Here is a 24,251-nt window from a genome sequence, read left to right as displayed (position 1 = left end):
AACACCCCCAGATGGCCTCACACCCCCGCCGCCGTACCCGGCTGCCGCTGCGCTACCTGCTCCCTCTCCTGGTCCTGGTGGCGACCCTGGCGATGCTCATGCTGCGCGGCTACGTCCACAACGAGATCCTCGCCGACCACCGCATCCGGCCTTCCGCGGCGAACGACCGGGTTCCGCAGCGCATCCTGGACGGCGGCCCGGTCATCGACACGCGCGACGGCCGCAGCGACAGCCTGCGCATACCCGACCACCGCATCGTCCTCACCTTCGACGACGGCCCCGACCCGGCCTGGACCCCGAAGGTGCTCGACGTGCTGAAGAAGCACCACGCGCACGCGGTCTTCTTCGTCACCGGCACCATGACCTCCCGCCACCCCGAGCTGGTCCGGCGCATGGTCGCCGAGGGCCACGAGGTCGGGCTGCACACCTTCGGCCACCCCGACCTGTCGTACCACTCCACGAAGCGCGTCGACTGGGAGCTGTCGCAGAACCAGCTCGCGCTGGCCGGGGCGGCCGGTATCCGCAGCTCGCTGTTCCGGCCGCCGTACTCCTCCTCCGCCGACGCGATCGACAACCGGTCCTGGCCGGTGATGCGGTACATCGGCAGCCGCGGCTATCTCACCGTCGTCGACGACACCGACAGCGAGGACTGGCGCAGGCCGGGCGTCGAACGGATCATCCGGAACGCCACGCCCCACGGCGGCCGGGGCGCGGTCGTCCTCATGCACGACTCCGGCGGCGACCGGCACCAGACCGTCCAGGCGCTCGACACGCTCCTGCCCCGGCTCCAGCGGCAGGGCTACAGCTTCCAGACCCTCACCGGCGCCCTGCGGGCGCCGAGCGCCGACACCCCGGTCACCGGCCTCGACCTGTGGAAGGGCAAGGCCTGGGTCTTCCTGGTGCAGGCGTCCGACGGCATCACCACGGTCCTCGTGGCCGGCCTCGCCGTCGTCGGCTGCCTCGTCCTCGCCCGCTTCGGCCTGATGCTGCTGCTGTCCGGCGCGCACGCCCGCCGCACCCGGCGCCCGGACTTCCGCTGGGGCGAGAAGCCGGTCACCGAGCCGGTGTCGGTGCTGGTGCCGGCGTACAACGAGGCCAAGTGCATCGAGAACACGGTCCGTTCGCTGACGCGCAGCGAGCACCCCATCGAGGTGCTGGTCATCGACGACGGTTCGGCGGACGGCACGGCCGACCTCGTGGAAGCGCTGGACCTGCCGGACGTACGGGTGATCCGCCAGGCCAACGCGGGCAAGCCGGCCGCCCTCAACCGGGGCCTGGCCCACGCCCGTCACGACCTGGTCGTGATGATGGACGGCGACACCGTCTTCGAACCGGCCACCGTCCGCGAACTCGTCCAGCCCTTCGCCGACCCGCGCGTCGGCGCCGTCGCCGGCAACGCCAAGGTCGGCAACAAGAACCGGCTCATCGGCGCGTGGCAGCACATCGAGTACGTGATGGGCTTCAACCTCGACCGCCGCATGTACGACCTCCTGCGCTGCATGCCGACGATCCCGGGTGCGGTCGGGGCGTTCCGCCGCTCGGCGCTGCAACGGGTCGGCGGCATGAGCGACGACACGCTCGCCGAGGACACCGACGTCACGATGGCCCTGCACCGCGACGGCTGGCGCGTGGTGTACGCCGAGAAGGCCCGCGCCTGGACGGAGGCGCCCGAGTCGGTCCAGCAGCTGTGGTCCCAGCGCTACCGCTGGTCGTACGGCACCATGCAGGCCATCTGGAAGCACCGCCGCGCCCTGTTCGAGCGGGGCCCGTCGGGCCGCTTCGGCCGCGTGGGCCTGCCCCTGGTCTCCCTCTTCATGGTCGTGGCCCCGCTGCTGGCCCCCCTGATCGACCTCTTCCTGGTCTACGGCCTGGTCTTCGGCCCGGCGGGCAGGACGGCGCTGGCCTGGTGCGCGGTCCTGGCCGTCCAGGCGGCCTGCGCGGCGTACGCCTTCCACCTGGACCGCGAACGCCTCACCCCGCTCCTCACCCTGCCCCTCCAACAGCTGCTCTACCGCCAGCTGATGTACGTCGTGCTGCTCCAGTCCTGGATCACCGCCCTCACCGGCGGCCGACTGCGCTGGCAGAAGCTCCGCCGCACGGGCGGGGTGGCGGCACCACCGGCGGAGCGGCCGGCACCGCAGGGGGCCCCGGCCGGCTGACCGGGGGGCCTACTCCGGGTGGGCCACGGCGTCCTTCTGCAACTGCACCGCCGCCAGCAGGCTCAGACCCGGCTCGGCCTGGCGCAGCGCCTTCACGGCGGCCACGGAGGCGATGTCCCCGGTGAACCCGACGTCGGCCAGCCTGGCGCGGACCCAGTCGGCGCGGAGCCGTCCCTCACTGGTGCCGGCGGTCGCCCCGACGAGCGCGACCGCCCGCTCCAGCCCCGCCCGCTCCTCCTCCGGAGCCCCGTCCAACGCCTCCCGCAGCGCCGCCGCGACCAGGTCCGAGTCCCGGATCACCAGCACGAGGTCTTGCTTCTTGCCGAATCCCGCGAGTCCCTTCATATGGCCAGGGTGGACGCCACGAGGGGTCGTGATCAAACCACTTGAGCAGTTCCAGAGCCTTGGTCCGCCCGGAGGCAGGGAAGGAAGTCCGCCCAGGTGGAGGGGGTCACGGTGAGGTGGCGGGCGGTGGGGGTCTTGGAGTCGCGGATGTGGATGGCGGTGGGAGTGGTGGCTATCTCCACGCAGTTCGAGCCGTCGGAGCTGTAGGTGGACTTCCGCCAGTGGAGGGTCGGCATGGTTTCTCCTTACAGGTTCTGGATGCGGTGATGGATGAAGTCACGCGTCTCGGCGGGACCGAGCGCGCAGGACTCCATCCGGTTCAGGACAGCCCGGTACTTGTTCAGCGGAGCCTCGGCGTCGATGAATTCACAGGCCCCGTGATGAGAGTCCAGCTGAACGGTGTCGAGCTGTGGGACGGGGCCCTCGACATAGTCGAAGGGCTGGCCGGTGGTCGGGAAGTCGTCCGCTCCGAAGGTGATGACGCGAACGGTGACGTGCGGGAGTTCGCTCATGTCGAGCAGGTGCTTGAGCTGCCCCCGGGCTACGGCCGGGCCACCGAAGTTCATGTGGAGCGCCGATTCGTGGATGATCGCCGTGTACGGCGGGGGATCCGTCCTGTGCAGCACGCCCTGCCGTTTCATGCGGTGGGTGAGGCGGTGTTCGATCTCGTACTGCCGCATGGGCGGTGCCGCCGACTGCAGGATGGCACGGGCGTGGTCGGTGGTCTGCAGAAGTGCCGGGATATGGATCACGAGTGCCACCCGCAACGCGGAGGCGTGGTGCTCCAGTTCGGCCAGGTCGACCAGCGCGGCAGGCAGGTGTTCGCGGTACTCCTCCCACCAGCCACGGGCGCGTCGTCCCGTCATCGCGGCAAGGGCGTCGATGAGCGCTTCGTCCGAGCAGTCGTAGACGTGCGCCATGGAGCGCACCCGGTCCGCGCTGATGGGCGTGCGACCGGTTTCGATCATGCTGACACGCGACTGGTTGACGCCGAGCAGTTCGGCGGCACCGGTAGCGGTGAGTCCCGCCCGTTCCCGGAGTTTTCGCAGCTCTGCACCCAGCCTTCGCTGCCGCAGCGTAGGGCTGTTGGTGGGCGGCACGATGTCTCCTTCCCGGCCGCGAAGCGGCGTTGCGCTCCCTCACACGAGTGAAGTATGGACGCATCTAGCCAGTTTTGTTAGATGCATCTAACTAGCTGCCCTACGGTTACGACGTACCGCTCAACTCCCCGCGCCCATAAGCCGGAAGCGCACCTGACCCAGGCAAAGCCACCGCCCGGCACGACCAGTTGAGCGAGCCCGTTCCCTTCTTCCACCGGAGGTTTTCATGGGTACCGTATCCCTGCCCGACACCTGGGTGTACGCCCTTCGGCTGCCGCATGATCCCCGCGCGGCACGCGTCGCACGTATGACCGTACGGGCCGTGCTGGACGGGCACGGCAGACACGAAGTCCTCGACGCCGTCGAACTGCTGACGTCCGAGCTGGTCGGCAACGCCTACCGGCACACCCGGGGCCCCGCCTCCCTCCGGCTCACCGCCCTCGCGGACGGCCGGCTGCGGGTCGGCGTCTGGGACAGTCACCCGCGCGTCCCGGCGCCTTTCGGGGATCCGCCCTGGGACCGTGTTCCGCCCGCTCCGGTGGACGCCGAAGAGGGGCGCGGGCTGCACCTCGTGCAGGAGTACGCCGACTCCTGGGGCGGCCTGTCCCTGGCGGACAGCCCGCTGGACCGGGGCGCCGGGAAGCTGCTGTGGTTCGAGGTGGGGGGTCAGGGAGCGGCTGGTGCCGGCTGAGCGGCGCCGCCCCTCACGCGTCCGCGTACTTCGCGTCCGCCGCCGGGTCCAGGGCCAGGCGGTAGCCCCGCTTCACCACCGTCTGGATCAGCTTGGGCGCTCCCAGGGCCGTACGCAGGCGGGCCATGGCCGTCTCCACGGCGTGTTCGTCGCGGCCCGCGCCGGGGAGCGCGCGCAGGAGGTCGGCGCGCGGGACGACCCAGCCGGGGCGGCGGGCGAGGGCGCGCAGGAGGGACATGCCGGCCGGGGGGACCGGCTTGAGATCGCCGTCGACCAGGACCGCGTGGCCGCGGATCTCCACCCGGTGCCCGGCGACGGGCAGGGACCGGGCGCGGGCCGGGAGTTCCTGGCAGAGGAGCTGGACCAGGGGGCCGAGGCGGAAGCGTTCCGGCTGGACCGTGTCCACCCCGCGGGCCTGGAGCGGGATCGCGGTGACCGGGCCGACGCAGGCCGGGAGGACGTCGTGGGCCAGGGCGGACAGCAGGTCGTCCAGCAGGCCGCGGTCCTCGGCGCGGGAGAGGAGGGAGGCAGCGGCGGGGGCGCTGGTGAAGGTGACGGCGTCCAGACCGCGGGTGACGGCCGCGTCCAGGAGGCGGTCGAGGGGGCTGAGGTCCTCGGGGGGCATCCAGCGGTAGACCGGGACGGGCACCACCTCCGCCCCCGCCGCCCGCAGCGACTCCACGAAGCCGGGGAGGGGTTCGCCGTGGAGCTGCACGGCGACGCGGTCACCGTCGACGCCCTCCTCCAGAAGACGGTCGAGCACCTCGGCCAGGGACTCCGAGGACGGTGACCACTCCTCGGTGAGACCCGCCGCGCGGATCGCGCCCTTCACCTTCGGGCCGCGGGCCAGCAGGCGGACCCCGCGCAGCCGGCCCAGCAGCTGTTCGCCGAGGCCCCAGCCGTCGGCGGCCTCGATCCAGCCCCGGAAGCCGATCGCCGTGGTGGCCACGACGACGTCCGGCACCTGGTCGATGATCCCCTTCGTGGCGGCGAGCAGTTCTCCGTCGTCCGCGAGCGGCACGATCCGCAGCGCCGGGGCGTGCAGGACGGTGGCCCCGCGCCGCTGGAGCAGGGCGCCCAGCTCCTCGGCACGGCGCGCGGCGGTGACACCCACGGTGAACCCGGCGAGGGGGCCGTGCTCGGGGTGCTGCTCTTCGTCGTACATGGGCTCTCCTAGCTGACCGGCACGCCGATCGAGCCTGTCAACGATGCGTGACAGGCTCGGTTCGGCTCGATGTCGCCGGTGTTACGTCACACCTCGGCGTAGCTGAGCTGGGCCTTCGTCTCCGACGCGGTGGCCGTGGCGGGAACCCGGGCCCCCGTACGACGAAGGTATACGGCCCAGGTGACCGCGAAGCAGACACCGTAGTAGGCGAGGAAGGCGACGAACGCGCCGGTGCCGGAGCCGTAGGACAGGAAGGACTGGCGGAAGGCCATGTTGATGCCGACACCGCCGAGCGCGCCGACCGCGCCGATCAGGCCCATGGACGCGCCGGACAGCCGCCGGCCGTGGGCGACCGCCGCCTCGCCCTCCAGGCCCTTGGCGAGCGCCTTGGCCTGGAAGATGCCGGGGATCATCTTGAACGTCGAGCCGTTGCCGAGCCCGCTGAGCACGAACAGGACGACGAAGACGGACACGAACAGCGGCAGCGACTTCTGCATGCTGGCGACGATGAGCACGGCGGTGGCGGCGGCCATGCCGACGTAGTTCCACAGGGTGATGCGGGCGCCGCCGTAGCGGTCGGCGAGCCAGCCGCCGAGGGGGCGGATGAGGGAGCCGAGCAGCGGCCCGATGAAGGTGAGGTACGCGGCCTGGAGGGGCGTGCGGCCGAAGCCGTTCGTCAGCACCTGGCCGAAGGCGAAGCTGTAGCCGATGAAGGAGCCGAAGGTGCCGATGTAGAGGACGGACATGATCCAGGTGTGCGCGTCCCGGGCGGCGTCCTTGGCCGCGCCGGTGTCGTTCTTCACCGAGGACAGGTTGTCCATGAACAGCGCGGCGAGCACGGCGGCCACGACGATCAGCGGGATGTAGATGCCGAGCAGCACGCGCGGGCCGCCGCTCGCGCCGATGATGGCGAGCGCGACCAGCTGGATGACGGGGACGCCGATGTTGCCGCCGCCCGCGTTGAGGCCCAGCGCCCACCCCTTCTTCCTGAGCGGGAAGAAGGCGTTGATGTTGGTCATGGAGGACGCGAAGTTGCCGCCGCCGATGCCGGCCAGCAGGCCCACCAGGAGGAAGGTGGAGTACGACGTCCCCGGCTCCATCACCACGAAGGCGGCGACGGTCGGGATGAGCAGCAGGCTCGCCGAGATGATCGTCCAGTTGCGGCCGCCGAAGACGGCCACGGCGAAGGTGTACGGCACCCGGACCACCGCGCCGACCAGCGTGACCAGCGACGTCAGCAGGAACTTGTCGGCCGGGGTGAGGCCGTACTCCGGGCCCATGAACAGGACCAGGACCGACCACAGGGTCCAGACGGAGAAGCCGATGTGCTCGGAGAGGACGGAGAACCACAGGTTCCGGCGGGCGATCCGTTCCCCGGTCGCCTGCCAGAACGCCTCGTCCTCCGGATCCCAGCGGTCGATCCAGCGGCCACTGCGACGGGTTGGGGCTGGGCCTGTCATCACGCCTCCACGGTGCTCCGGCTGCTCGGTCTGCCGACCACTGACTCAGCCCGAAGGTAGGGAGGACGCGTTTCCGGCCTGTGGCTGTGGGTGACCGGAAGGGAACGTTGCTCTCACTCGGCGCAGGGAGGGGCGGTGAGGCAGTGCGGCGCGAGGGGTTCCGGTGTTTCCTCCGCGCGGGCACTGTGGGGGGAGACCCCGCACGGTTCCTGCCTAGGCGGTGACTGGCACATGGCCCTCGGTAGCGCCCCCTCCGCGTACGCGCCGCGATTCGATGCCGGGCGGGTGTGCCTGGATCTCCTCGCCACCACGCACCCGGGGGAACGGCTGGACGGCGTCGGCGCGTTGTGCGCGTGGATCGGGTGCGCCGGGCTCGTGCCCGACGGTACGGCGCTCGGTCACGCCGATGTGTCCTGGCTGGCCGGTTTCCGGGAACTGCGCGGCTGCGTGGGGGTGTTGGTGCGCGGGCCGGGGCCCGGGGACGCGTCGTCGTACGGGCGGGCGCTCGGGCGTGTGAACGAGCTCGCCCTCGGTGCGACCCCCGCGCCCGTCGCCGTACGCGGCGAAGGCGGCGGGCTCGTACGGGCGTTGGCCGGGCCGCCGAGCTGCGCCGCGCTGCTCGCCCTCGTCGCCCGGGACGCCGTCGAACTGCTCACCGACCCCGTCGCGCGGGCCGCCGTACGGGAGTGCGAGGGGGACGACTGCCCCCTCGTGTACCTCGACACCTCCCGCGGCCGGCGCCGCCGCTGGTGCTCCAGCGAGGTGTGCGGAAACCGGGAGCGAGTGGCCCGCCACCGGCGGCGGGCGGCGCTGGCGCGGGCCTGAGGCCGGAGTGATTTCTGTAACACCGGGTTTGGTTGGCCGGTACACGGGAATCTCGCGGCGCCCTCATCCGCGTGTCGGACATGTGAAGATCGCGCGGTGGGAATGTGTGCGCATGTCCCGCTCGTCACGTCACCCCCGAGAAATCTGTCACGGAGGTTTGAACACCGGGCCGCCCCCGTCCGTACGGGTGGGCGAGCGACCGACTGGGGGAACCCCCGGACACCGGAGGTGGGCGTGCGCAAGGATGCGGCCGTGGCCAATGAACGTGGAGCGAGGGCCCGACATCGCATGTCCTCACAACCCTCGGAGCCGGATGAGGAGCTGATGCGTGCGCTGTACAGGGAGCACGCCGGCCCTCTGCTCGCGTATGTCCTGCGGCTGGTCGCCGGTGACCGGCAGCGCGCCGAGGACGTCGTACAGGAAACGCTCATCCGTGCCTGGAAGAACGCCGGTCAGCTCAATCGGGCGACCGGTTCGGTACGCCCCTGGCTGGTGACGGTCGCGCGCCGCATCGTCATCGACGGCCACCGCAGCCGGCAGGCCCGGCCGCAGGAGGTCGATCCGTCGCCGCTGGAGGTCATCCCCGCGGAGGACGAGATCGACAAGGCGCTGTGGCTGATGACGCTGTCGGACGCGCTCGACGACCTGACCCCGGCCCACCGGGAGGTGCTCGTCGAGACGTACTTCAAGGGGCGTACCGTCAATGAGGCGGCCGAGACACTGGGCATACCGAGCGGAACGGTGCGTTCCCGGGTGTTCTACGCCCTGCGGTCGATGAAGCTGGCACTGGAGGAGCGGGGGGTGACGGCGTGATGAGCAGCGGCTACGGGGGAATGCAGGGATTCGGACCGGGTGGTCCGGGTATGTCTGGGCCCATGAACCCCAGTCAGGGATCTTCGGTGCCGAGCGAGCACGAGACCGTCGGCGCCTACGCCCTCGGGATTCTCGACGACGCCGAGGCAACCGCTTTCGAGGCCCACCTCGCCGGCTGCGAGTGGTGCGCCCAGCAGTTGGACGAGCTGGCCGGGATGGAGCCGATGCTGGCCGCGCTCGCGGACCTGCCCGGCTCCGGCAGCACGCCCGCGATCGGCGAGTCGCTGTCCGCCAAGCCCAGCCCGCGGCTGGTGGAGAAGCTGGTGGACGAGGTCGCCGAGAAGCGCGCCCAGAAGCGCCGGCGCAGCTTCTACATGATCGCTGCGGCGGCCGCGCTGATCATCGCCGGGCCGCTGGCCGCGGTGGCGGTGAACGGCGGCTCGGACGGCGGTGGGCAGGTCACCGCGACACCGGCCCAGGCGACCTTCCGGACCATGTCCGACAAGAAGTCCGCCACCGACGCGTCGACCCACGTCAGCGCGACCGTCGCCATGGCGGGTAAGGACTGGGGCACCCAGGCGGTCCTGGAGCTGAAGAACGTCAAGGGCCCGCTGAAGTGCTCCCTGGTGCTCGTCGCGAAGAACGGGCAGCGCGTGACCATGTCGTCGTGGTCCGTGCCGAACTGGGGGTACGGCGTCCCGGACGCCAAGACGGAGCAGGCCAAGCAACCGCTCTACATCGGCGGGGCCGCGGCCTTCCAGCCCAATGAGATCGACCACTTCGAGGTGGTGACGTTCGAGGGCAAGAAGCTCGTCCAGGTGGACGCGTAGTCGGCGTAGCTTCGACGGGTCCCCTTCGCGTACGGTTGACGGCTGCCCAGCACGTCAGAAGGGGGCCCGGTGGCCGCTCAGGTTCAGCAGTCCGCGGTCGGCTCGGTACACGACGCACAGGATTCCGTCCGCGACCGAGAGATCAGCGTCGAGCAGGAACACCTGGACCGGGTGTACCAGCGCCTGGAGGAGAAGATCCACGAGGCGGAGTTCCTGATGCACGACGCGGCCAAGCGCGGCCAGGTCGGCACCCCGGGCGCGCTCGCCGAGCGGGACGCGCAGGTCTTCCGGGCCGGTATCCACCTGAACCGGCTGAACAACGAGTTCGAGGACTTCCTCTTCGGCCGGATCGACCTGCTGCTCGGCAAGGACGGCAAGAAGGGGCCCGACGGCGCCTACACGGCGGTCGAACCGGCGGAGGGGGCCGTACGGCCGGACAACACCGCCGACATCGCCGAAACGCTGCACATCGGCCGTATCGGCGTCCTGGACGAGGACTACTCCCCGCTGGTCATCGACTGGAGGGCCCCCGCCGCCGCCCCCTTCTACCGGGCCACGCCCGTGGAGCCGGGCCGGGTGGTACGGCGCCGGGTCATCCGCTCCAAGGGCCGGCGGGTCCTCGGCGTGGAGGACGACCTGATGCGGCCGGAGCTGACGGCCTTCCTCGACGGCCACCAACTGCCCGTGATCGGCGACGGCGCCCTGATGGCCGCGCTCGGCCAGGCCCGCGGGCACACCATGCGGGACATCGTCTCGTCCATCCAGGCCGAGCAGGACATGGTCATCCGGGCCCCCGCCGCCTCCATCACCTACGTGGAGGGCGGCCCGGGCACCGGCAAGACCGCCGTCGCGCTGCACCGCGCCGCCTACCTGCTCTACCAGGACCGCAGACGCTACGCGGGCGGCATCCTCATCGTCTCCCCGACCCCGCTGCTCGTCGCCTACACCGAGGGCGTGCTGCCCTCGCTCGGCGAGGAGGGCCAGGTGGCCATCCGCGCGATCGGCTCGCTGGTCGACGGCGCGGAGGCCACGCTGTACGACTCCCCGGCCGTGGCCCGCGCCAAGGGCTCGTACCGGATGCTGAAGGTGCTCCGGAAGGCCGCCCGGGGCGCCCTGGAGCTGGGGCCGGCCGCCGCTCCTGCCGACGCGCCGGGGAAGGAGGCGGTCACCGGTCCGCCCGGCCGCCTGCGGGTCGTCGCCTTCGGGCGCCGCCTGGAACTGGAGGCCGACGAGCTGGAACGCATCCGCCGCACCGCCCTCGGCGGCACCGCGCCCGTCAACCTGCTCCGCCCGCGCGCCCGCAAGCTGCTGCTGGACGCCCTGTGGGACCGCTCCGGCGCCGCCTCGCGGCACACCGACCCGGAGCTGGCGGCCGAGCTGCGGTCCTCCTTCGACGAGGACATCACGAGCGAGGACTCCTTCCTCGCCTTCCTCGACGCCTGGTGGCCCGAGCTGACCCCGAAGTCCGTGCTCGCCGCCATGGCCGACGAGAAACGGCTGGGCCGCTGGGCCCGGCGGATCCTCAACCCCGGAGAGGTCCGCAAGGTCGCCCGCTCGCTCAGGCGGGACGGGTACTCCGTGCACGACATCGCCATGCTGGACGAGCTCCAGGCGATCCTCGGCGCCCCGGCCCGGCCGCGCAGGAAGCGGGAGCTGGACCCGCTGGACCAGCTCACCGGCCTGGAGGAGCTGATGCCGGTGCGCGAGGAGTCGCAGCGGGAGCGGGCCGAGCGGCTGGCGCAGGAGCGCACCGAGTACGCGCACGTCATCGTGGACGAGGCGCAGGACCTCACGCCGATGCAGTGGCGCATGGTCGGCCGCCGCGGCCGGCACGCCACCTGGACGGTCGTCGGCGACCCGGCGCAGTCCTCCTGGTCCGACCCGGACGAGGCGGCCGAGGCCCGCGACGAGGCCCTCGGCACCCGGCCCCGGCGCCGCTTCCGGCTCACCGTGAACTACCGCAACCCCGCCGAGATCGCCGAGCTGGCAGCCAAGGTGCTGGCGCTCGCCCTGCCCGGCTCCGAGGCCCCGTCGGCCGTACGGTCCACCGGCGTCGAGCCGCGCTTCACGGTCGTACGCGACTCGCTGGAGAAGACCGTGCGGGCGGAGGCCGAGCGGCTGCTCGGGCTGGTGGACGGCACGGTCGGCGTGGTCGTCGCGATGAACCGGCGCGAGGAGGCCCGGCGCTGGCTGGCCGGGCTCGGCGACCGGGTGGTGGCCCTCGGCAGCCTGGAGGCCAAGGGCCTGGAGTACGACGCGACGGTCGTCGTCTCGCCCGCGGAGATCGCCGACGAGTCGCCGGCCGGCCTGCGGGTGCTGTACGTGGCGCTGACCCGGGCCACCCAGCAGCTGACGGTGGTGTCGGGGGAGCGGGACGAGCCGGACACGGCGGGGGTCCCGGATCTGCTGAGGGACTGAACCTCCCGTTCGGGAATGGCCTTACGGGATCCGTTTGTTAGCCTGGGTGTGACACCGGCCCGATCCAAGCCCCCGGGCCCAACCTTCGTCCCTCAGAGGGACCACTTGCCGCGAGGCGAGCATGGCGGGTCGGTGTCATGAACGTGTGAGAGACCCACGTCACCCCAGTGACGTGGGTCTCTTTCTTTGCTCCGCGCGCCTCTTTCCTCGACTGATCGTTTCTCGTATGGTGGAAGTCGTTTTCCGAAATCGCTACCCGCCGCGGAACCCGCGTGAACAAAACGTCCGCAACCCAGGGCGACTACCACGTACTGAGCGGTAGGTGCGACGATCGGACGGCACAACTCGCGACACGGTGAAAGCAGAGGAAGTCGGCCATGGCAACGGCGCCCAGCGTCTCCTACTCGATGACGATCCGGCTGGAGGTGCCCGCGAGCGGAACCGCCGTCTCGCAGCTCACCACCGCCGTGGAGTCCTCCGGAGGCTCGGTGACCGGCCTCGACGTCACCGCGTCCGGTCACGAGAAGCTCCGTATCGACGTGACCATCGCGGCCACCTCCACGGCCCACGCCGAGGAGATCGTCGAGAAGCTGCGCGGCATCGAGGGCGTCACGCTGGGCAAGGTCTCGGACCGTACGTTCCTGATGCACCTCGGCGGCAAGATCGAGATGGCGTCGAAGCACCCCATCCGCAACCGTGACGACCTGTCCATGGTCTACACGCCCGGCGTGGCCCGGGTCTGCATGGCCATCGCCGAGAACCCCGAGGACGCCCGCCGCCTCACCATCAAGCGCAACTCCGTTGCGGTCGTGACGGACGGCTCCGCCGTGCTCGGCCTCGGCAACATCGGCCCCAAGGCCGCGCTGCCCGTCATGGAGGGCAAGGCGGCCCTCTTCAAGCGCTTCGCCGGCATCGACGCCTGGCCGATCTGCCTGGACACCCAGGACACCGACGCCATCGTGGAGATCGTCAAGGCGATCGCCCCCGGCTTCGCCGGCATCAACCTGGAGGACATCTCCGCGCCGCGCTGCTTCGAGATCGAGGCCCGGCTGCGCGAGGCCCTCGACATCCCCGTCTTCCACGACGACCAGCACGGCACCGCCATCGTCGTGCTCGCCGCGCTCACCAACGCCCTGCGGGTCACGAACAAGGCGATCGAGAACATCCGGGTCGTCATGTCCGGCGCGGGCGCGGCCGGCACGGCCATCCTCAAGCTGCTGATCGCCGCCGGCGTGAAGAACGCCGTCGTCGCCGACATCCACGGGGTCGTGCACGCCGGCCGCGAGGACCTGGTGAACGCCCCGGCCGACTCGCCGCTGCGCTGGATCGCCGACAACACCAACCCCGAGGGCCTCACGGGCACCCTGAAGGAGGCCGTGCGCGGCGCCGACGTCTTCATCGGCGTCTCCGCCCCGAACGTCCTGGACGGCGACGACGTGGCCGCCATGGCCGAGGGTGCCATCGTGTTCGCGCTCGCGAACCCCGACCCCGAGGTCGACCCGGCGATCGCCCGGCAGACCGCGGCCGTCGTGGCCACCGGCCGCTCCGACTTCCCGAACCAGATCAACAACGTGCTGGTCTTCCCGGGCGTCTTCCGCGGCCTGCTGGACGCCCAGTCCCGCACCGTCAACACCGAGATGATGCTCGCCGCCGCCAAGGCCCTCGCCGACGTGGTGACCGAGGACGAGCTGAACCCCAACTACATCGTCCCGAGCGTCTTCAACGACAAGGTCGCCGGCGCCGTGGCCGGGGCGGTCCGCGAGGCCGCCAGGGCGGCCGGGGCGACCGTCTGATCAGGGCGTGTCGTAATGTGCAGGGGGCTGTGAGCATCACCACGGCGGCCCCCCGCACCGGCGCGTCGTGGAACCCCATGATGCCGGGCGCGCTCTAGGGTGACGGCCGAGCAGGCGCTTTTCGTGCGACTCCCCAGGGTGTTCTCACGACTCCTACGGGTGCCGGATTGGCTTTCCCGCCGCAGGTAGGGGCAGGATGCTCCCTCAGGGACTTCGTCCCAGGGGGCACCCCCAAGGGCGCGAGCGCATCGGCATCGCAGTGCCTCGGGCGGCTCCGCCGCGTGGCACACCCCAACGGCAAGAAAAATACGGGAGTAACAACATGAACCGCAGTGAGCTGGTGGCCGCGCTGGCCGACCGCGCCGAGGTGACCCGCAAGGACGCCGACGCCGTGCTGGCCGCGTTCGCCGAGACCGTCGGCGAGATCGTCGCCAAGGGCGACGAGAAGGTCACCATCCCCGGCTTCCTGACCTTCGAGCGCACCCACCGTGCCGCTCGCACCGCGCGCAACCCGCAGACCGGCGAGCCCATCAACATCCCGGCCGGCTTCAGCGTGAAGGTCACCGCGGGTTCCAAGCTCAAGGAAGCCGCCAAGGGCAAGTAAGCCCTCCGCTTCGGCGCCGGTCCACTGGAGCGCCGTGGCACGGAGGCGCCGTGGGTGACTGCGGGCCGGCTCTGGCCGGTCGCGCAGTTTCCCCGCGCCCCTACCGGGGCGCGACCCCGCTGAAGACGCCGAAGGGCGGCCCCCTCCACCTGGGGGGCCGCCCTTTCGTCGTGCGTGACGCCTAGCCGAGCGCCTTGCCGGGCAGCTCGACCTTCGCTCCCAGTTCCACGAGCTTCTCCATGAAGTTCTCGTAGCCGCGGTTGATCAGGTCGATGCCGTGGACACGGGACGTGCCCTCGGCCGCCAGGGCGGCGATGAGGTACGAGAAGCCGCCGCGCAGGTCCGGGATGACCAGGTCGGCGCCCTGGAGCTTGGTGGGGCCCGAGACGACTGCGGAGTGCAGGAAGTTCCGCGCGCCGAAGCGGCAGGCGGAGCCGCCCAGGCACTCGCGGTAGAGCTGGATGTGGGCGCCCATCTGGTTCAGCGCGGAGGTGAAGCCGAGACGGGACTCGTACACCGTCTCGTGGATGATGGACAGGCCCGTGGCCTGGGTCAGGGCCACCACCAGCGGCTGCTGCCAGTCGGTCTGGAAGCCGGGGTGGACGTCCGTCTCCAGCGCGATGGACTTCAGCTGGCCGCCCGGGTGCCAGAACCGGATGCCCTCGTCGTCGATCTCGAAGGCACCGCCCACCTTCCGGTAGGTGTTCAGGAACGTCATCATCGAGCGCTGCTGGGCGCCGCGGACGTAGATGTTGCCGTTGGTCGCGAGGGCCGCGGAGGCCCAGGACGCGGCCTCCAGGCGGTCCGGAAGGGCACGGTGGGTGTAACCGCCGAGCTTCTCCACACCCGTGACGCGGATCGTGCGGTCGGTGTCCATCGCGATGATCGCGCCCATCTTCTGCAGCACGCAGATGAGGTCCTCGATCTCCGGCTCGACGGCCGCGTTGGACAACTCCGTGACGCCTTCGGCCAGTACGGCCGTCAGCAGCACCTGCTCGGTCGCGCCGACGGACGGGTACGGCAGGTGGATCTTCGTGCCGCGCAGCCGCTGCGGGGCCTCCAGGTACTGCCCGTCGGCCCGCTTCTCGATGGTCGCGCCGAACTGGCGCAGCACGTCGAAGTGGAAGTCGATGGGCCGGCCGCCGATGTCGCAGCCGCCGAGGCCCGGGATGAAGGCGTGGCCGAGGCGGTGCAGCAGCGGGCCGCAGAAGAGGATCGGGATGCGGCTGGAACCCGCGTGGGCATCGATGTCAGCCACGTTGGCGCTCTCGACCCGCGTCGGGTCGAGCACCAGCTCGCCGGGCTCCTCGCCCGGACGGACCGTCACCCCGTGCAGCTGGAGCAGGCCGCGGACGACCCGCACGTCACGGATGTCCGGAACATTGCGCAGTCGGCTCGGCTCGCTGCCCAGCAGGGCGGCGACCATGGCCTTCGGCACGAGGTTCTTCGCACCGCGGACACGGATCTCGCCCTCCAGCGGGGTTCCGCCGTGGACAAGCAGGACATCGTCGTTGACGGTCATGAATCTCGCGTTCCGATGAGTTGGTCAGGGGCCGGCCGATCAGTGTGCGCACGGGCCGGGAAGACAGGGTAATCGCCGATCACCCCCCGCCCGTAAGCCCAAGGACCGCCCAGTCGCGTCATAGCTGTGTCACAACACGAACGGTTCCCTGCCGGGCACATGGGGTCACCGGCGCGGGGACGTGCGCCGGGGCCGCTCCCGTACGCCCTGAGCTGCCTTCACTCCCGTGCCCCCGATTGGCTCCCCACACCGGGGGAAGATGCGGGATCATGTCTGGCATGACCGAGGTGTCCTCGCTCACAGGGCGGCTGCTCGTGGCCACCCCCGCCCTGGCGGACCCGAACTTCGACCGTGCGGTGGTGCTCCTTCTCGACCACGACGAGGAGGGCTCCCTCGGTGTCGTCCTCAACCGGCCCACCCCGGTGGTCGTCGGCGACATCCTGGAGGACTGGGCCGACCTCGCCGGCGAGCCCGGCGTCGTCTTCCAGGGCGGCCCCGTCTCGCTGGACTCGGCGCTCGGCGTCGCCGTGATCCCCGGCGGCGCGAACGGGGACGGCGCGCCGCTCGGCTGGCGGCGGGTGCACGGCGCGATCGGACTGGTCGACCTGGAGGCGCCGCCGGAACTGCTCGCCTCCGCCGTCGGCTCCCTGAGGATCTTCGCCGGGTACGCCGGCTGGGGCCCGGGCCAGCTGGAGGACGAGCTGGTGGAGGGCGCCTGGTACGTCGTCGAGTCCGAGCCGGGCGACGTGTCCTCCCCGGCCCCGCAGAGACTCTGGCGCGAGGTGCTGCGCCGCCAGCGCAACGAGCTGGCGATGGTGGCCACGTATCCGGACGACCCTTCGCTCAACTGATGCCTGTGAGCTTCAGTACCCTTGCTGATATGAGCACTCTTGAGCCCGAGCGCGGGACTGGTACGGGGACCCTCGTAGAGCCGACGCCACAGGTGTCCCACGGCGACGGCGACCACGAGCGCTTCGCCCACTACGTCCAGAAGGACAAGATCATGGCGAGCGCCCTCGACGGGACCCCCGTCGTGGCGCTGTGCGGCAAGGTCTGGGTGCCCGGCCGCGACCCGAAGAAGTACCCCGTCTGCCCCATGTGCAAGGAGATCTACGAGTCCATGGGCAGCGGCGGCGACGAGGGCAAGGGCGGCGACAAGTAGGCCGCATCCCTTCCGCCCGCGGACGGTGAGATCCCCGGGGCGCGCGCCAGGCGCGTCCCGGGGATCTCCGCGTTTTCCGGCCGCCGAGTGGTCCAGACCTCTTGTGGGGTGCCCGCGCAGTCCCTAGCCTGCGAGGCGACGGTGCGTGCGTGGTGCGGCGCGGCAGGAGCGTTGCGTGACACGCGACGCGGGAGGGGCTGATGTCGTGGAACTGATTCCGGCGCCGCGCGCGATCGAGGGCCCGACGGGGTCCGCCGTACCCTTCGGCCCCGGGACCACCCTGTGGGCCGGTCCGGGCACCGAGCGCACCGAACGCTGGCTGCGCGCCACCCTCGGCACGGCCCTCGGCCTGCCGCTGCGCCCGGGGCCGCGGGACGCACCCGACGGCGTGCGGCTGCTGCTGGACGACACGCTCGGACCGGAGGCGTACCGGCTCGGTGCCGGCGACCGGGGCGTGGAGATCCGCGGCGGCGGGCCCGCCGGCGTGTTCTGGGGCGCGCAGACCCTGCGCCAGCTGCTCGGCCCCGACGCCTTCCGGCGCGCCCCCGTACGCCCCGGCACCGCCCTCGGCGTCCCGTACCAGGTCATCGAGGACGCCCCCCGGTTCCGCTGGCGCGGTCTGCTCCTCGACGTCGCCCGGCACTTCATGCCCAAGGAGGGCGTGCTGCGCTATCTGGACCTGATGGCCGCGCACAAACTCAACGTCCTGCACCTGCACCTGACGGACGACCAGGGCTGGCGCATCGAGATCAAGCGCTATCCCCGGCTGACCGAGATCGCCTCCTGGCGCACACGGACGAAATTCGGCCACCGGGCGTCACCGCTGTGGGAGGAGAAACCCCACGGGGGTTACTACACCCAGGACGACATCCGCGAGATCGTCGCCTACGCCGCCGAGCGGTACATCAGCGTCGTCCCCGAGATCGACGTGCCCGGCCACTCGCAGGCCGCCATCGCCGCGTACCCCGAACTCGGCAACACCGACGTCGTCGACACCACCGCGCTCTCCGTCTGGGACACCTGGGGCATCTCGTCCAACGTACTGGCCCCCACCGACGCCACCCTGCGGTTCTACGAAGGGGTGTTCGAGGAGGTCCTGGAGCTGTTCCCCGCGGACGCCGGCGCCTTCTCGGAGTTCGTCCACGTCGGCGGCGACGAGTGCCGCAAGGAGCAGTGGGCCGAGTCCGTCACCGCCAAGACCCGCATCACCGACCTCGGCCTCGCCGACGAGGACGAGCTCCAGTCCTGGTTCATCGGGCACTTCGACGCCTGGCTCGCCGCGCGCGGGCGCCGCCTCATCGGCTGGGACGAGATCCTGGAGGGCGGCCTCGCACCCGGCGCCGCCGTCTCCTCCTGGCGCGGCTACGGGGGCGGCGTCGCCGCCGCGCGGGCCGGTCACGACGTGGTCATGTGCCCCGAGCAGTACGTGTACCTGGACCACCGTCAGGCCCCGGGCGACGACGAGCCCGTGCCGATCGGCTTCGTGCGCACCCTGGAGGACGTCTACCGGTTCGAGCCCGTGCCGGACGGGCTCACCGAGGAGGAGGCCCGGCACGTGCTGGGCACCCAGGCCAACGTGTGGACCGAGGTGCTGGAGGACACCGCGCGCGTGGACTACCAGACCTTCCCCCGGCTCGCCGCCTTCGCCGAGGTCGCCTGGAGCCCGCTGCCCGCCCCCGCGGACCGGGACTACGCCGGATTCGAACGCCGGATGGCCGCCCACTACCGGCGACTTGACGCCCTCGGTGTCGCCTACCGGCCGCCGGCCGGGCCCCGTCCGTGGCAGAAGCGCCCCGGCGTGCTGGGCCGTCCGATCGAGGGGCCGCCCCCGAACAGGTGATGCCCGGGACCGGGCCGGCCCCGAACGGGCAACGGAAAAACCCCGGCAGCATCACCGAAGAGTGGCAATCCGTGCACACCGGTGATGCCGTGCGAAAACGGACCATCTCCCTGGTGAGGCGGGCGAATGCCTCCTAGCGGACCCCCGCGTTCGGGCGTTGCGAAGATGTGCCAGAGTTGCGTCGTCCGCCCTGTCAGCACGTACCGTACGGCAACACAGGCGGGACCAGGTGGGGCAGCGGGAAGGGGCAGCCGGTTTGACCACGCACGCACCGCAGACGGCGCAGGCCGTCACGTTGCCCACGACGCTGGACGAGGCCGTGGCGGCCCTCGCCGCCATGCCCACCGCGGTCCCCGTCGCGGGCGGCACCGACCTGATGGCCGCCGTCAACTCCGGCCAGCTCCGGCCCGCCGCGCTGGTGGGCCTCGGCCGGATCAGCGAGATCCGCGGCTGGCAGTACCAGGACGGCCACGCGCTGCTCGGCGCCGGCCTCACGCACGCGCGCATGGGCCGCCCCGACTTCGCGGCCCTGATCCCGGCGCTCGCCGCCGCCGCGCGCGCCGCGGGCCCGCCGCACATCCGCAACGCGGGCACCCTGGGCGGCAACATCGCCTCCGCCGCCCCCACCGGGGACGCGCTGCCGGTGCTGGCCGCCCTGGAAGCGACGCTGATCATCGCGGGCCCGGGCGGAGCCCGCCGGGAGATCCCGGTGTCGCACCTGCTGGCCGGCGTGGAGATGCTGCGCGGCGGCGAACTCATCGGCTACGTGCGCGTACCGCTGCTGCACGCCCCGCAGGTCTTCCTGAAGGCGACCGGACGCACCGGCCCGGGCCGCGCGCTGGCCTCCGTGGCCCTCGTCCTCGACCCGGCCCGGCGCGGCGTGCGCTGCGCCGTGGGAGCCATAGCGCCGATGCCGCTCCGGCCGCTGGAGGCCGAGCAGTGGGTCGCCCAGCTGATCGACTGGGACAACGACCGCGTCCTCGTCCCGGAGGCCCTGCACGCCTTCGGGGAGTACGTCGCCGCGGCCTGCATCCCCGACCCGGCCCCCGAGCCCGACGGCTCGGTGACCCCGCTTCCGCCCGCCGTACTGCACCTGCGGCGCACCGTCGCCGCGCTGGCCCGACGAGCACTGGGGAGGGCGCTGTCGTGACCGACGACCAGCACGGAGAGGGCACGCCGCAGGGCGGCGGACGCTGGGACCCGCTGCCCCAGGGCGACTACGACGACGGCGCCACCGCCTTCGTCAAACTCCCCGAGGGCGGCATCGACGCCCTGCTGTCCGGCGACAGCCCGCTGGCCGCGCCCGGACACGGCTACGTGCCGCCGCGGATAACGGCCGCGCACACCGACGGCACGCACACCGACGGCACGCACACCGGCGGCACCCCGGGCACGTGGCCCGCGCCCGACGGCGGCGGCCGGTGGCCGGACCCGAACGCGGCGCCGGCCCCCGCGCACGCCGCGGACGACCGGTTCACCTACCAGCCCGCCGCCACCCAGCACTGGACCTTCGAGGAGCCCGCCGCACCGCCCGCCCCGGGGCACGACGTCACCGGGCAGTGGTCGATCCCCGTCGCCGGGGGCGACCTTCCGGACGAGTCGGGCGAGTTCACCACGTCCTCGCTGGTCGAGCAGTGGGGCGCCGCACCGCCCGCCACGCTGCCCGGCGGCGCGCCGGCCCCCTGGGCGACGGACGGCACGGGCCACGCGTACCCCTCCGGGGGCGAGCAGGCGGACGCGCCGGCGGGCGAGCCGGACGCGTACGGCGCGGGCGACGGGTACGGGCCGGAGGAGCCGTACGGCGCCGAGGGCGCGTACGGCTCGCAGGACGGGTACGGCGTCGCGGAGGCATACGTTCCGGAGGACGGCTACGGGCACGGCCCGGCCGGTCGCACGGACGCCGGTCACGGGCACGCCGGCCAGGACGACGGCGGCCACGACGGAGCCGGTCGCCAGGAGGCCGGTCACCCCGGTGCCCCCGACGCCGGCACGTCCGGCGGTACGGCCGCTTCCGCCGCGCCCGCCGAACCGGCTGCGCCGGCGCGGGAGTCGGCCGAGCCCGCCGCAGCGCCGGAAGGCGACACCCAGGACGCCGCAGAGACCGCTGAACGCCCCGCTGACGCCCCGGCGGACCGAGAGGACCCGGCGGGCCCGGCGGCCGCGTCCCAGCCCGCCACGGCGCCGGACACGGCCGAGCAGGAGGCACCGGCGGCCCCGGCCGACCCCGCGGCCCCCGGCACGTCCGACTCCCCGCCCGACCCCGCCGACGCGTCCACGACCGGCGATCCCGCCGAAGGCACCGGAGCGCAAGAGGAGGCGGAGGAGACCGCCGTACCCCTCCCGCCGCACGACGACCACCCGCTCGCCTCCTACGTCCTGCGCGTCAACGGCACCGACCGCCCCGTCACCGACGCCTGGATCGGCGAGTCCCTGCTGTACGTGCTGCGCGAGCGGCTCGGCCTCGCGGGCGCCAAGGACGGCTGCTCCCAGGGCGAGTGCGGCGCCTGCAACGTCCAGGTCGACGGCCGTCTGGTGGCCTCCTGCCTGGTCCCGGCGGTCACCGCGGCCGGCAGCGAGGTGCGGACGGTCGAGGGCCTGGCCGAGGACGGACAGCCCTCCGACGTACAGCGCGCGCTCGCCCGCTGCGGAGCCGTGCAGTGCGGTTTCTGCGTGCCCGGCATGGCGATGACCGTGCACGACCTGCTGGAGGGCAACCCGGCGCCGACCGAGCTGGAGACCCGGCAGGCCCTGTGCGGCAACCTGTGCCGCTGCTCGGGCTACCGGGGCGTCCTGGAGGCCGTCAAGGAGGTCGTCGCCGAGCGCGAGGCGTCCCACGCCGGCCCCGGCACGGACGCGGACGAGGCCCGCATCCCGCACCAGGCGGGCCCCGGCTCCGGCGGTGTCCACCCGTCGGCGTTCGAGGCGCCCGGCGCCTTCGACACCCCGCAGCGGCAGGACCCGTACGACACGCCCGACGCGTACGGCGGACCGGACCGGTACGACACGCCGGACCCGTACGGGACGCAGCCGGGACAGCACGACCAGCACGACCAGCACTACGGCCAGGACGGAGGCCAGGCGTGAGCAACGAAGCCGGCACCGCGACCACCGCCGCGGAACCCGCCCCCGCGGCCGAGGAGCTGCCGCACGGCCTCGGCGCCTCCCTGCCGCACGCCGACGCCCGCGCCAAGACCGAGGGCACCTTCCCGTACGCGGCCGACCTGTGGGCCGAGGGCCTGCTGTGGGCGGCCGTCCTGCGCTCCCCGCACGCGCACGCGCGCATCGTCTCCATCGACACCACCCACGCGCGCGAGATGCCCGGCGTCCGCGCGGTCGTCACCCACGAGGACGTGCCCGGCACCCCCCGCCACGGCCGGGGCACGCCCGACCGCCCCGTGTTCGCCTCCGAGGTCGTGCGCCACCACGGCGAGCCCATCGCGGCCGTGGCCGCCGACCACCCGGACACCGCGCGGATGGCCGCCGCCGCCGTCATCGTCGAGTACGAGGTGCTCGACCCGGTGACCGACCCGGAACAGGCCTTCGAGGCCGAGCCCTTGCACCCCGACGGCAACCTGATCCGGCACATCCCGCTGCGCCACGGCGACCCGGAGGCGGTCGGCGAGGTGGTGGTCGAGGGCCTGTACCGGATCGGCCGCCAGGACCCGGCCCCGATCGGCGCCGAGGCCGGTCTCGCCGTACCGCGCCCGGACGGCGGGGTGGAGCTCTACCTGGCCTCCACCGACCCCCACACCGACCGCAACACGGCCGCAGCCTGCTACGGCCTGTCCCCCGATCGGGTGAAGATCGTCGTCACCGGGGTGCCCGGCGCCACGGCCGACCGCGAGGACCAGGGCTTCCAGCTCCCGCTCGGCCTGCTCGCCCTGAAGACCGGCTGCCCGGTGAAACTGACGGCGACCCGCGAGGAGTCCTTCCTCGGCCACGCCCACCGGCACCCCACCCTGCTGCGCTACCGCCACCACGCCGACGCCGAGGGCAGGCTGGTGAAGGTCGAGGCGCAGATCCTGCTGGACGCGGGCGCGTACGCCGACACGTCCTCCGACGCCCTGGCCGCCGCCGTCTCCTTCGCCTGCGGCCCGTACGTCGTCCCCAACGCCTTCATCGAGGGCTGGGCCGTCCGCACCAACAACCCGCCCTCCGGCCACGTGCGCGGCGAGGGCGCCATGCAGGTGTGCGCCGCCTACGAGGCGCAGATGGACAAGCTGGCGAAGAAGCTGGGCCTGGACCCGGCGGACGTGCGGCTGCGCAACGTCCTCGCCACCGGCGACGTCCTCCCGATCGGCCAGACCGTGACCTGCCCGGCCCCGGTCGCCGAACTCCTCCAGGCGGTACGGGACTTCCCGCTCCCGGCGCTGCCGAAGGACACCCCCGAGGAGGAGTGGCTGCTGCCCGGCGGCCCCGAGGGCGCGGGCGAGCCGGGCGCGGTGCGCCGGGGCGTCGGCTACGGCCTGGGCATGGTCCACATGCTCGGCGCGGAGGGCGCCGACGAGGTGTCGACCGCGACGGTCAAGGTCCACGACGGCATCGCGACCGTGCTGTGCGCCGCCGTGGAGACCGGGCAGGGTTTCACCACCCTGGCCCGGCAGATCGTGCAGGAGACCCTCGGCGTCGAGGAGGTCCACGTCGCCCCCGTCGACACCGACCAGCCGCCGGCCGGCGCGGGCTGCCGGGGCCGGCACACCTGGGTGTCGGGCGGCGCGGTGGAGCGGGCGGCCAAGATGGTCCGCACGCAACTGCTCCAGCCACTGGCGCACAAGTTCGGCATGTCCACCGAGCTGCTCCAGATCACGGACGGCAAGATCACGTCGTACGACGGCGTGCTGTCGACCACCGTCGCGGAGGCGATGGAGGGCAAGGAGCTGTGGGCCACCGCCCAGTGCCGTCCGCATCCGACCGAGCCCCTGGACGCCTCCGGCCAGGGCGACGCGTTCGTGGGCCTCGCCTTCTGCGCGATCCGCGCCGTGGTCGACGTCGACGTCGAGCTGGGCTCGGTCCGGGTGGTGGAACTGGCGGTCGCCCAGGACGTCGGCCGGGTGCTGAACCCGGCGCAACTGGCCGCGCGCATCGAGGCGGGCGTCACCCAGGGCGTGGGCATCGCCCTCACCGAGAACCTGCGCACGCCCCGCGGCCTCATCCGCCACCCCGACCTGACCGGCTACGCCCTGCCGACCGCCCTGGACGCACCCGACATCCGGATCGTGAAACTGGTGGAGGAGCGGGACGTGGTGGCCCCCTTCGGCGCCAAGTCCGTCAGCGCGGTCCCGGTGGTCACGGCCCCGGCGGCCATCGCCTCCGCCGTCCGCGCCGCCACCGGCCGCCCGGTCAACCGGCTCCCGATCCGCCCGCAGGCGGCGGTGGTGACGGACCGGTGAGCACGCCACCGCCCGAGGAGCCGCGCTACGAACCCGCGCCGGGCGTGGGCAAGTTGTTCCTGTGGATCCTGCTGTTCGTGGTCGCGGCGCTGGCCGTGGTCCTCGGCGGGATCTACTTCACCTGAGGGACCCGG

Annotated in this window: 21 protein-coding genes; 15 read left to right on the top strand and 6 right to left on the bottom strand. The window is 72.5% G+C overall.

From position 1 onward, the window contains the following. Positions 1-11 precede the first annotated feature (11 nt). The gene (locus tag ABZV94_RS13840) at positions 12-2,159 is read left to right on the top strand and encodes a bifunctional polysaccharide deacetylase/glycosyltransferase family 2 protein (protein WP_356340455.1); all 2,148 of its coding nucleotides are present in this window, start codon (positions 12-14) and stop codon (positions 2,157-2,159) included. A gap of 9 nt (positions 2,160-2,168) precedes the next feature. On the opposite strand, the gene ABZV94_RS13835 is transcribed toward ABZV94_RS13840, so the two are convergent. Genes ABZV94_RS13835 through ABZV94_RS13825 form a run of 3 tightly spaced genes read right to left on the bottom strand, consistent with a single transcriptional unit; the run spans position 2,169 to position 3,604 of the window. Continuing rightward, a complete protein-coding gene (locus tag ABZV94_RS13835; RefSeq protein WP_356340454.1) occupies positions 2,169-2,504 on the bottom strand; it encodes a hypothetical protein in 336 nt (111 codons plus the stop codon). A 32-nt stretch (positions 2,505-2,536) separates the two neighbouring features. Further along, positions 2,537-2,740 (bottom strand): DUF397 domain-containing protein, encoded by a 204-nt coding sequence (locus ABZV94_RS13830; RefSeq protein WP_356340453.1) that lies wholly within the window; start codon positions 2,738-2,740, stop codon positions 2,537-2,539. Positions 2,741-2,749: 9 nt separating this feature from the next. Beyond that, entirely contained in the window at positions 2,750-3,604 is an 855-nt protein-coding gene (locus ABZV94_RS13825) for a helix-turn-helix transcriptional regulator (RefSeq protein ID WP_356340452.1), read from the bottom strand. A 226-nt stretch (positions 3,605-3,830) separates the two neighbouring features. Here ABZV94_RS13825 and ABZV94_RS13820 point away from each other — a divergent pair, with 226 nt between their 5' ends. After that, positions 3,831-4,295, top strand: coding sequence for an ATP-binding protein (locus tag ABZV94_RS13820; RefSeq protein WP_356340450.1), 465 nt, complete (start codon positions 3,831-3,833; stop codon positions 4,293-4,295). 13 nt (positions 4,296-4,308) lie between these two features. Here the strand turns inward: ABZV94_RS13820 and ABZV94_RS13815 are convergent, their stop codons facing one another. After that, a complete protein-coding gene (locus tag ABZV94_RS13815; protein ID WP_356340449.1) occupies positions 4,309-5,460 on the bottom strand; it encodes a uroporphyrinogen-III synthase in 1,152 nt (383 codons plus the stop codon). An 86-nt stretch (positions 5,461-5,546) separates the two neighbouring features. After that, positions 5,547-6,920 (bottom strand): nitrate/nitrite transporter, encoded by a 1,374-nt coding sequence (locus ABZV94_RS13810; protein ID WP_356340448.1) that lies wholly within the window; start codon positions 6,918-6,920, stop codon positions 5,547-5,549. Between the two features lie 231 nt (positions 6,921-7,151). Between ABZV94_RS13810 and ABZV94_RS13805 the strand changes: the two genes are divergently transcribed. The 6 genes from ABZV94_RS13805 to ABZV94_RS13780 all read left to right on the top strand — a co-directional run bounded on the left by ABZV94_RS13805 (position 7,152) and on the right by ABZV94_RS13780 (position 14,203). Further along, on the top strand, positions 7,152-7,745 hold the full coding sequence (locus tag ABZV94_RS13805; protein WP_356340447.1) for an ABATE domain-containing protein: 594 nt from the start codon (positions 7,152-7,154) through the stop codon (positions 7,743-7,745). A gap of 228 nt (positions 7,746-7,973) precedes the next feature. Further along, a complete protein-coding gene (locus ABZV94_RS13800) occupies positions 7,974-8,558 on the top strand; it encodes a sigma-70 family RNA polymerase sigma factor (RefSeq protein WP_009188888.1) in 585 nt (194 codons plus the stop codon). 62 nt (positions 8,559-8,620) lie between these two features. Beyond that, positions 8,621-9,388, top strand: a complete 768-nt coding sequence (locus ABZV94_RS13795) for a zf-HC2 domain-containing protein (protein ID WP_356340445.1) — start codon at positions 8,621-8,623, stop codon at positions 9,386-9,388. A gap of 69 nt (positions 9,389-9,457) precedes the next feature. Next, positions 9,458-11,806 (top strand): UvrD-helicase domain-containing protein, encoded by a 2,349-nt coding sequence (locus ABZV94_RS13790; RefSeq protein ID WP_356340444.1) that lies wholly within the window; start codon positions 9,458-9,460, stop codon positions 11,804-11,806. 377 nt (positions 11,807-12,183) lie between these two features. After that, the gene (locus tag ABZV94_RS13785; RefSeq protein WP_356340443.1) at positions 12,184-13,599 is read left to right on the top strand and encodes an NAD-dependent malic enzyme; all 1,416 of its coding nucleotides are present in this window, start codon (positions 12,184-12,186) and stop codon (positions 13,597-13,599) included. Positions 13,600-13,921: 322 nt separating this feature from the next. Continuing rightward, the gene (locus ABZV94_RS13780; RefSeq protein ID WP_014673024.1) at positions 13,922-14,203 is read left to right on the top strand and encodes an HU family DNA-binding protein; all 282 of its coding nucleotides are present in this window, start codon (positions 13,922-13,924) and stop codon (positions 14,201-14,203) included. A 181-nt stretch (positions 14,204-14,384) separates the two neighbouring features. On the opposite strand, the gene murA is transcribed toward ABZV94_RS13780, so the two are convergent. Continuing rightward, positions 14,385-15,725: a UDP-N-acetylglucosamine 1-carboxyvinyltransferase gene (gene murA / locus ABZV94_RS13775; protein WP_356340441.1), complete on the bottom strand. Its 1,341-nt coding sequence runs from the start codon at positions 15,723-15,725 to the stop codon at positions 14,385-14,387. Between the two features lie 278 nt (positions 15,726-16,003). Here murA and ABZV94_RS13770 point away from each other — a divergent pair, with 278 nt between their 5' ends. The 7 genes from ABZV94_RS13770 (at position 16,004) to ABZV94_RS13740 (ending at position 24,242) form a co-directional block, all read left to right on the top strand. After that, positions 16,004-16,576, top strand: coding sequence for a YqgE/AlgH family protein (locus tag ABZV94_RS13770; protein ID WP_356340440.1), 573 nt, complete (start codon positions 16,004-16,006; stop codon positions 16,574-16,576). 29 nt (positions 16,577-16,605) lie between these two features. Beyond that, complete coding sequence (locus tag ABZV94_RS13765) at positions 16,606-16,887, top strand: DUF3039 domain-containing protein (protein ID WP_030651613.1); 282 nt, start codon at positions 16,606-16,608, stop codon at positions 16,885-16,887. 205 nt (positions 16,888-17,092) lie between these two features. Beyond that, positions 17,093-18,727: a beta-N-acetylhexosaminidase gene (locus tag ABZV94_RS13760; RefSeq protein ID WP_356340439.1), complete on the top strand. Its 1,635-nt coding sequence runs from the start codon at positions 17,093-17,095 to the stop codon at positions 18,725-18,727. A 256-nt stretch (positions 18,728-18,983) separates the two neighbouring features. Beyond that, positions 18,984-19,877, top strand: a complete 894-nt coding sequence (locus tag ABZV94_RS13755; protein ID WP_356340437.1) for an FAD binding domain-containing protein — start codon at positions 18,984-18,986, stop codon at positions 19,875-19,877. Beyond that, entirely contained in the window at positions 19,874-21,811 is a 1,938-nt protein-coding gene (locus ABZV94_RS13750; protein ID WP_356340436.1) for a 2Fe-2S iron-sulfur cluster-binding protein, read from the top strand. The genes ABZV94_RS13755 and ABZV94_RS13750 overlap by 4 nt, the downstream gene beginning before the upstream one ends. Next, positions 21,808-24,117: a molybdopterin cofactor-binding domain-containing protein gene (locus ABZV94_RS13745; RefSeq protein WP_356340434.1), complete on the top strand. Its 2,310-nt coding sequence runs from the start codon at positions 21,808-21,810 to the stop codon at positions 24,115-24,117. Before ABZV94_RS13750 ends, ABZV94_RS13745 begins: the two co-directional genes overlap by 4 nt. Beyond that, the gene (locus tag ABZV94_RS13740) at positions 24,114-24,242 is read left to right on the top strand and encodes a hypothetical protein (protein WP_268252813.1); all 129 of its coding nucleotides are present in this window, start codon (positions 24,114-24,116) and stop codon (positions 24,240-24,242) included. The genes ABZV94_RS13745 and ABZV94_RS13740 overlap by 4 nt, the downstream gene beginning before the upstream one ends. Positions 24,243-24,251: the final 9 nt, after the last annotated feature.

The organism is Streptomyces sp. NPDC004658 (genome assembly GCF_040609555.1).
In the GTDB taxonomy this organism is placed as follows: Bacteria; Actinomycetota; Actinomycetes; order Streptomycetales; family Streptomycetaceae; genus Streptomyces.
Note: the sequence above shows the minus strand (reverse complement) of the source record. Positions and strands in the feature narration are given on the sequence as shown.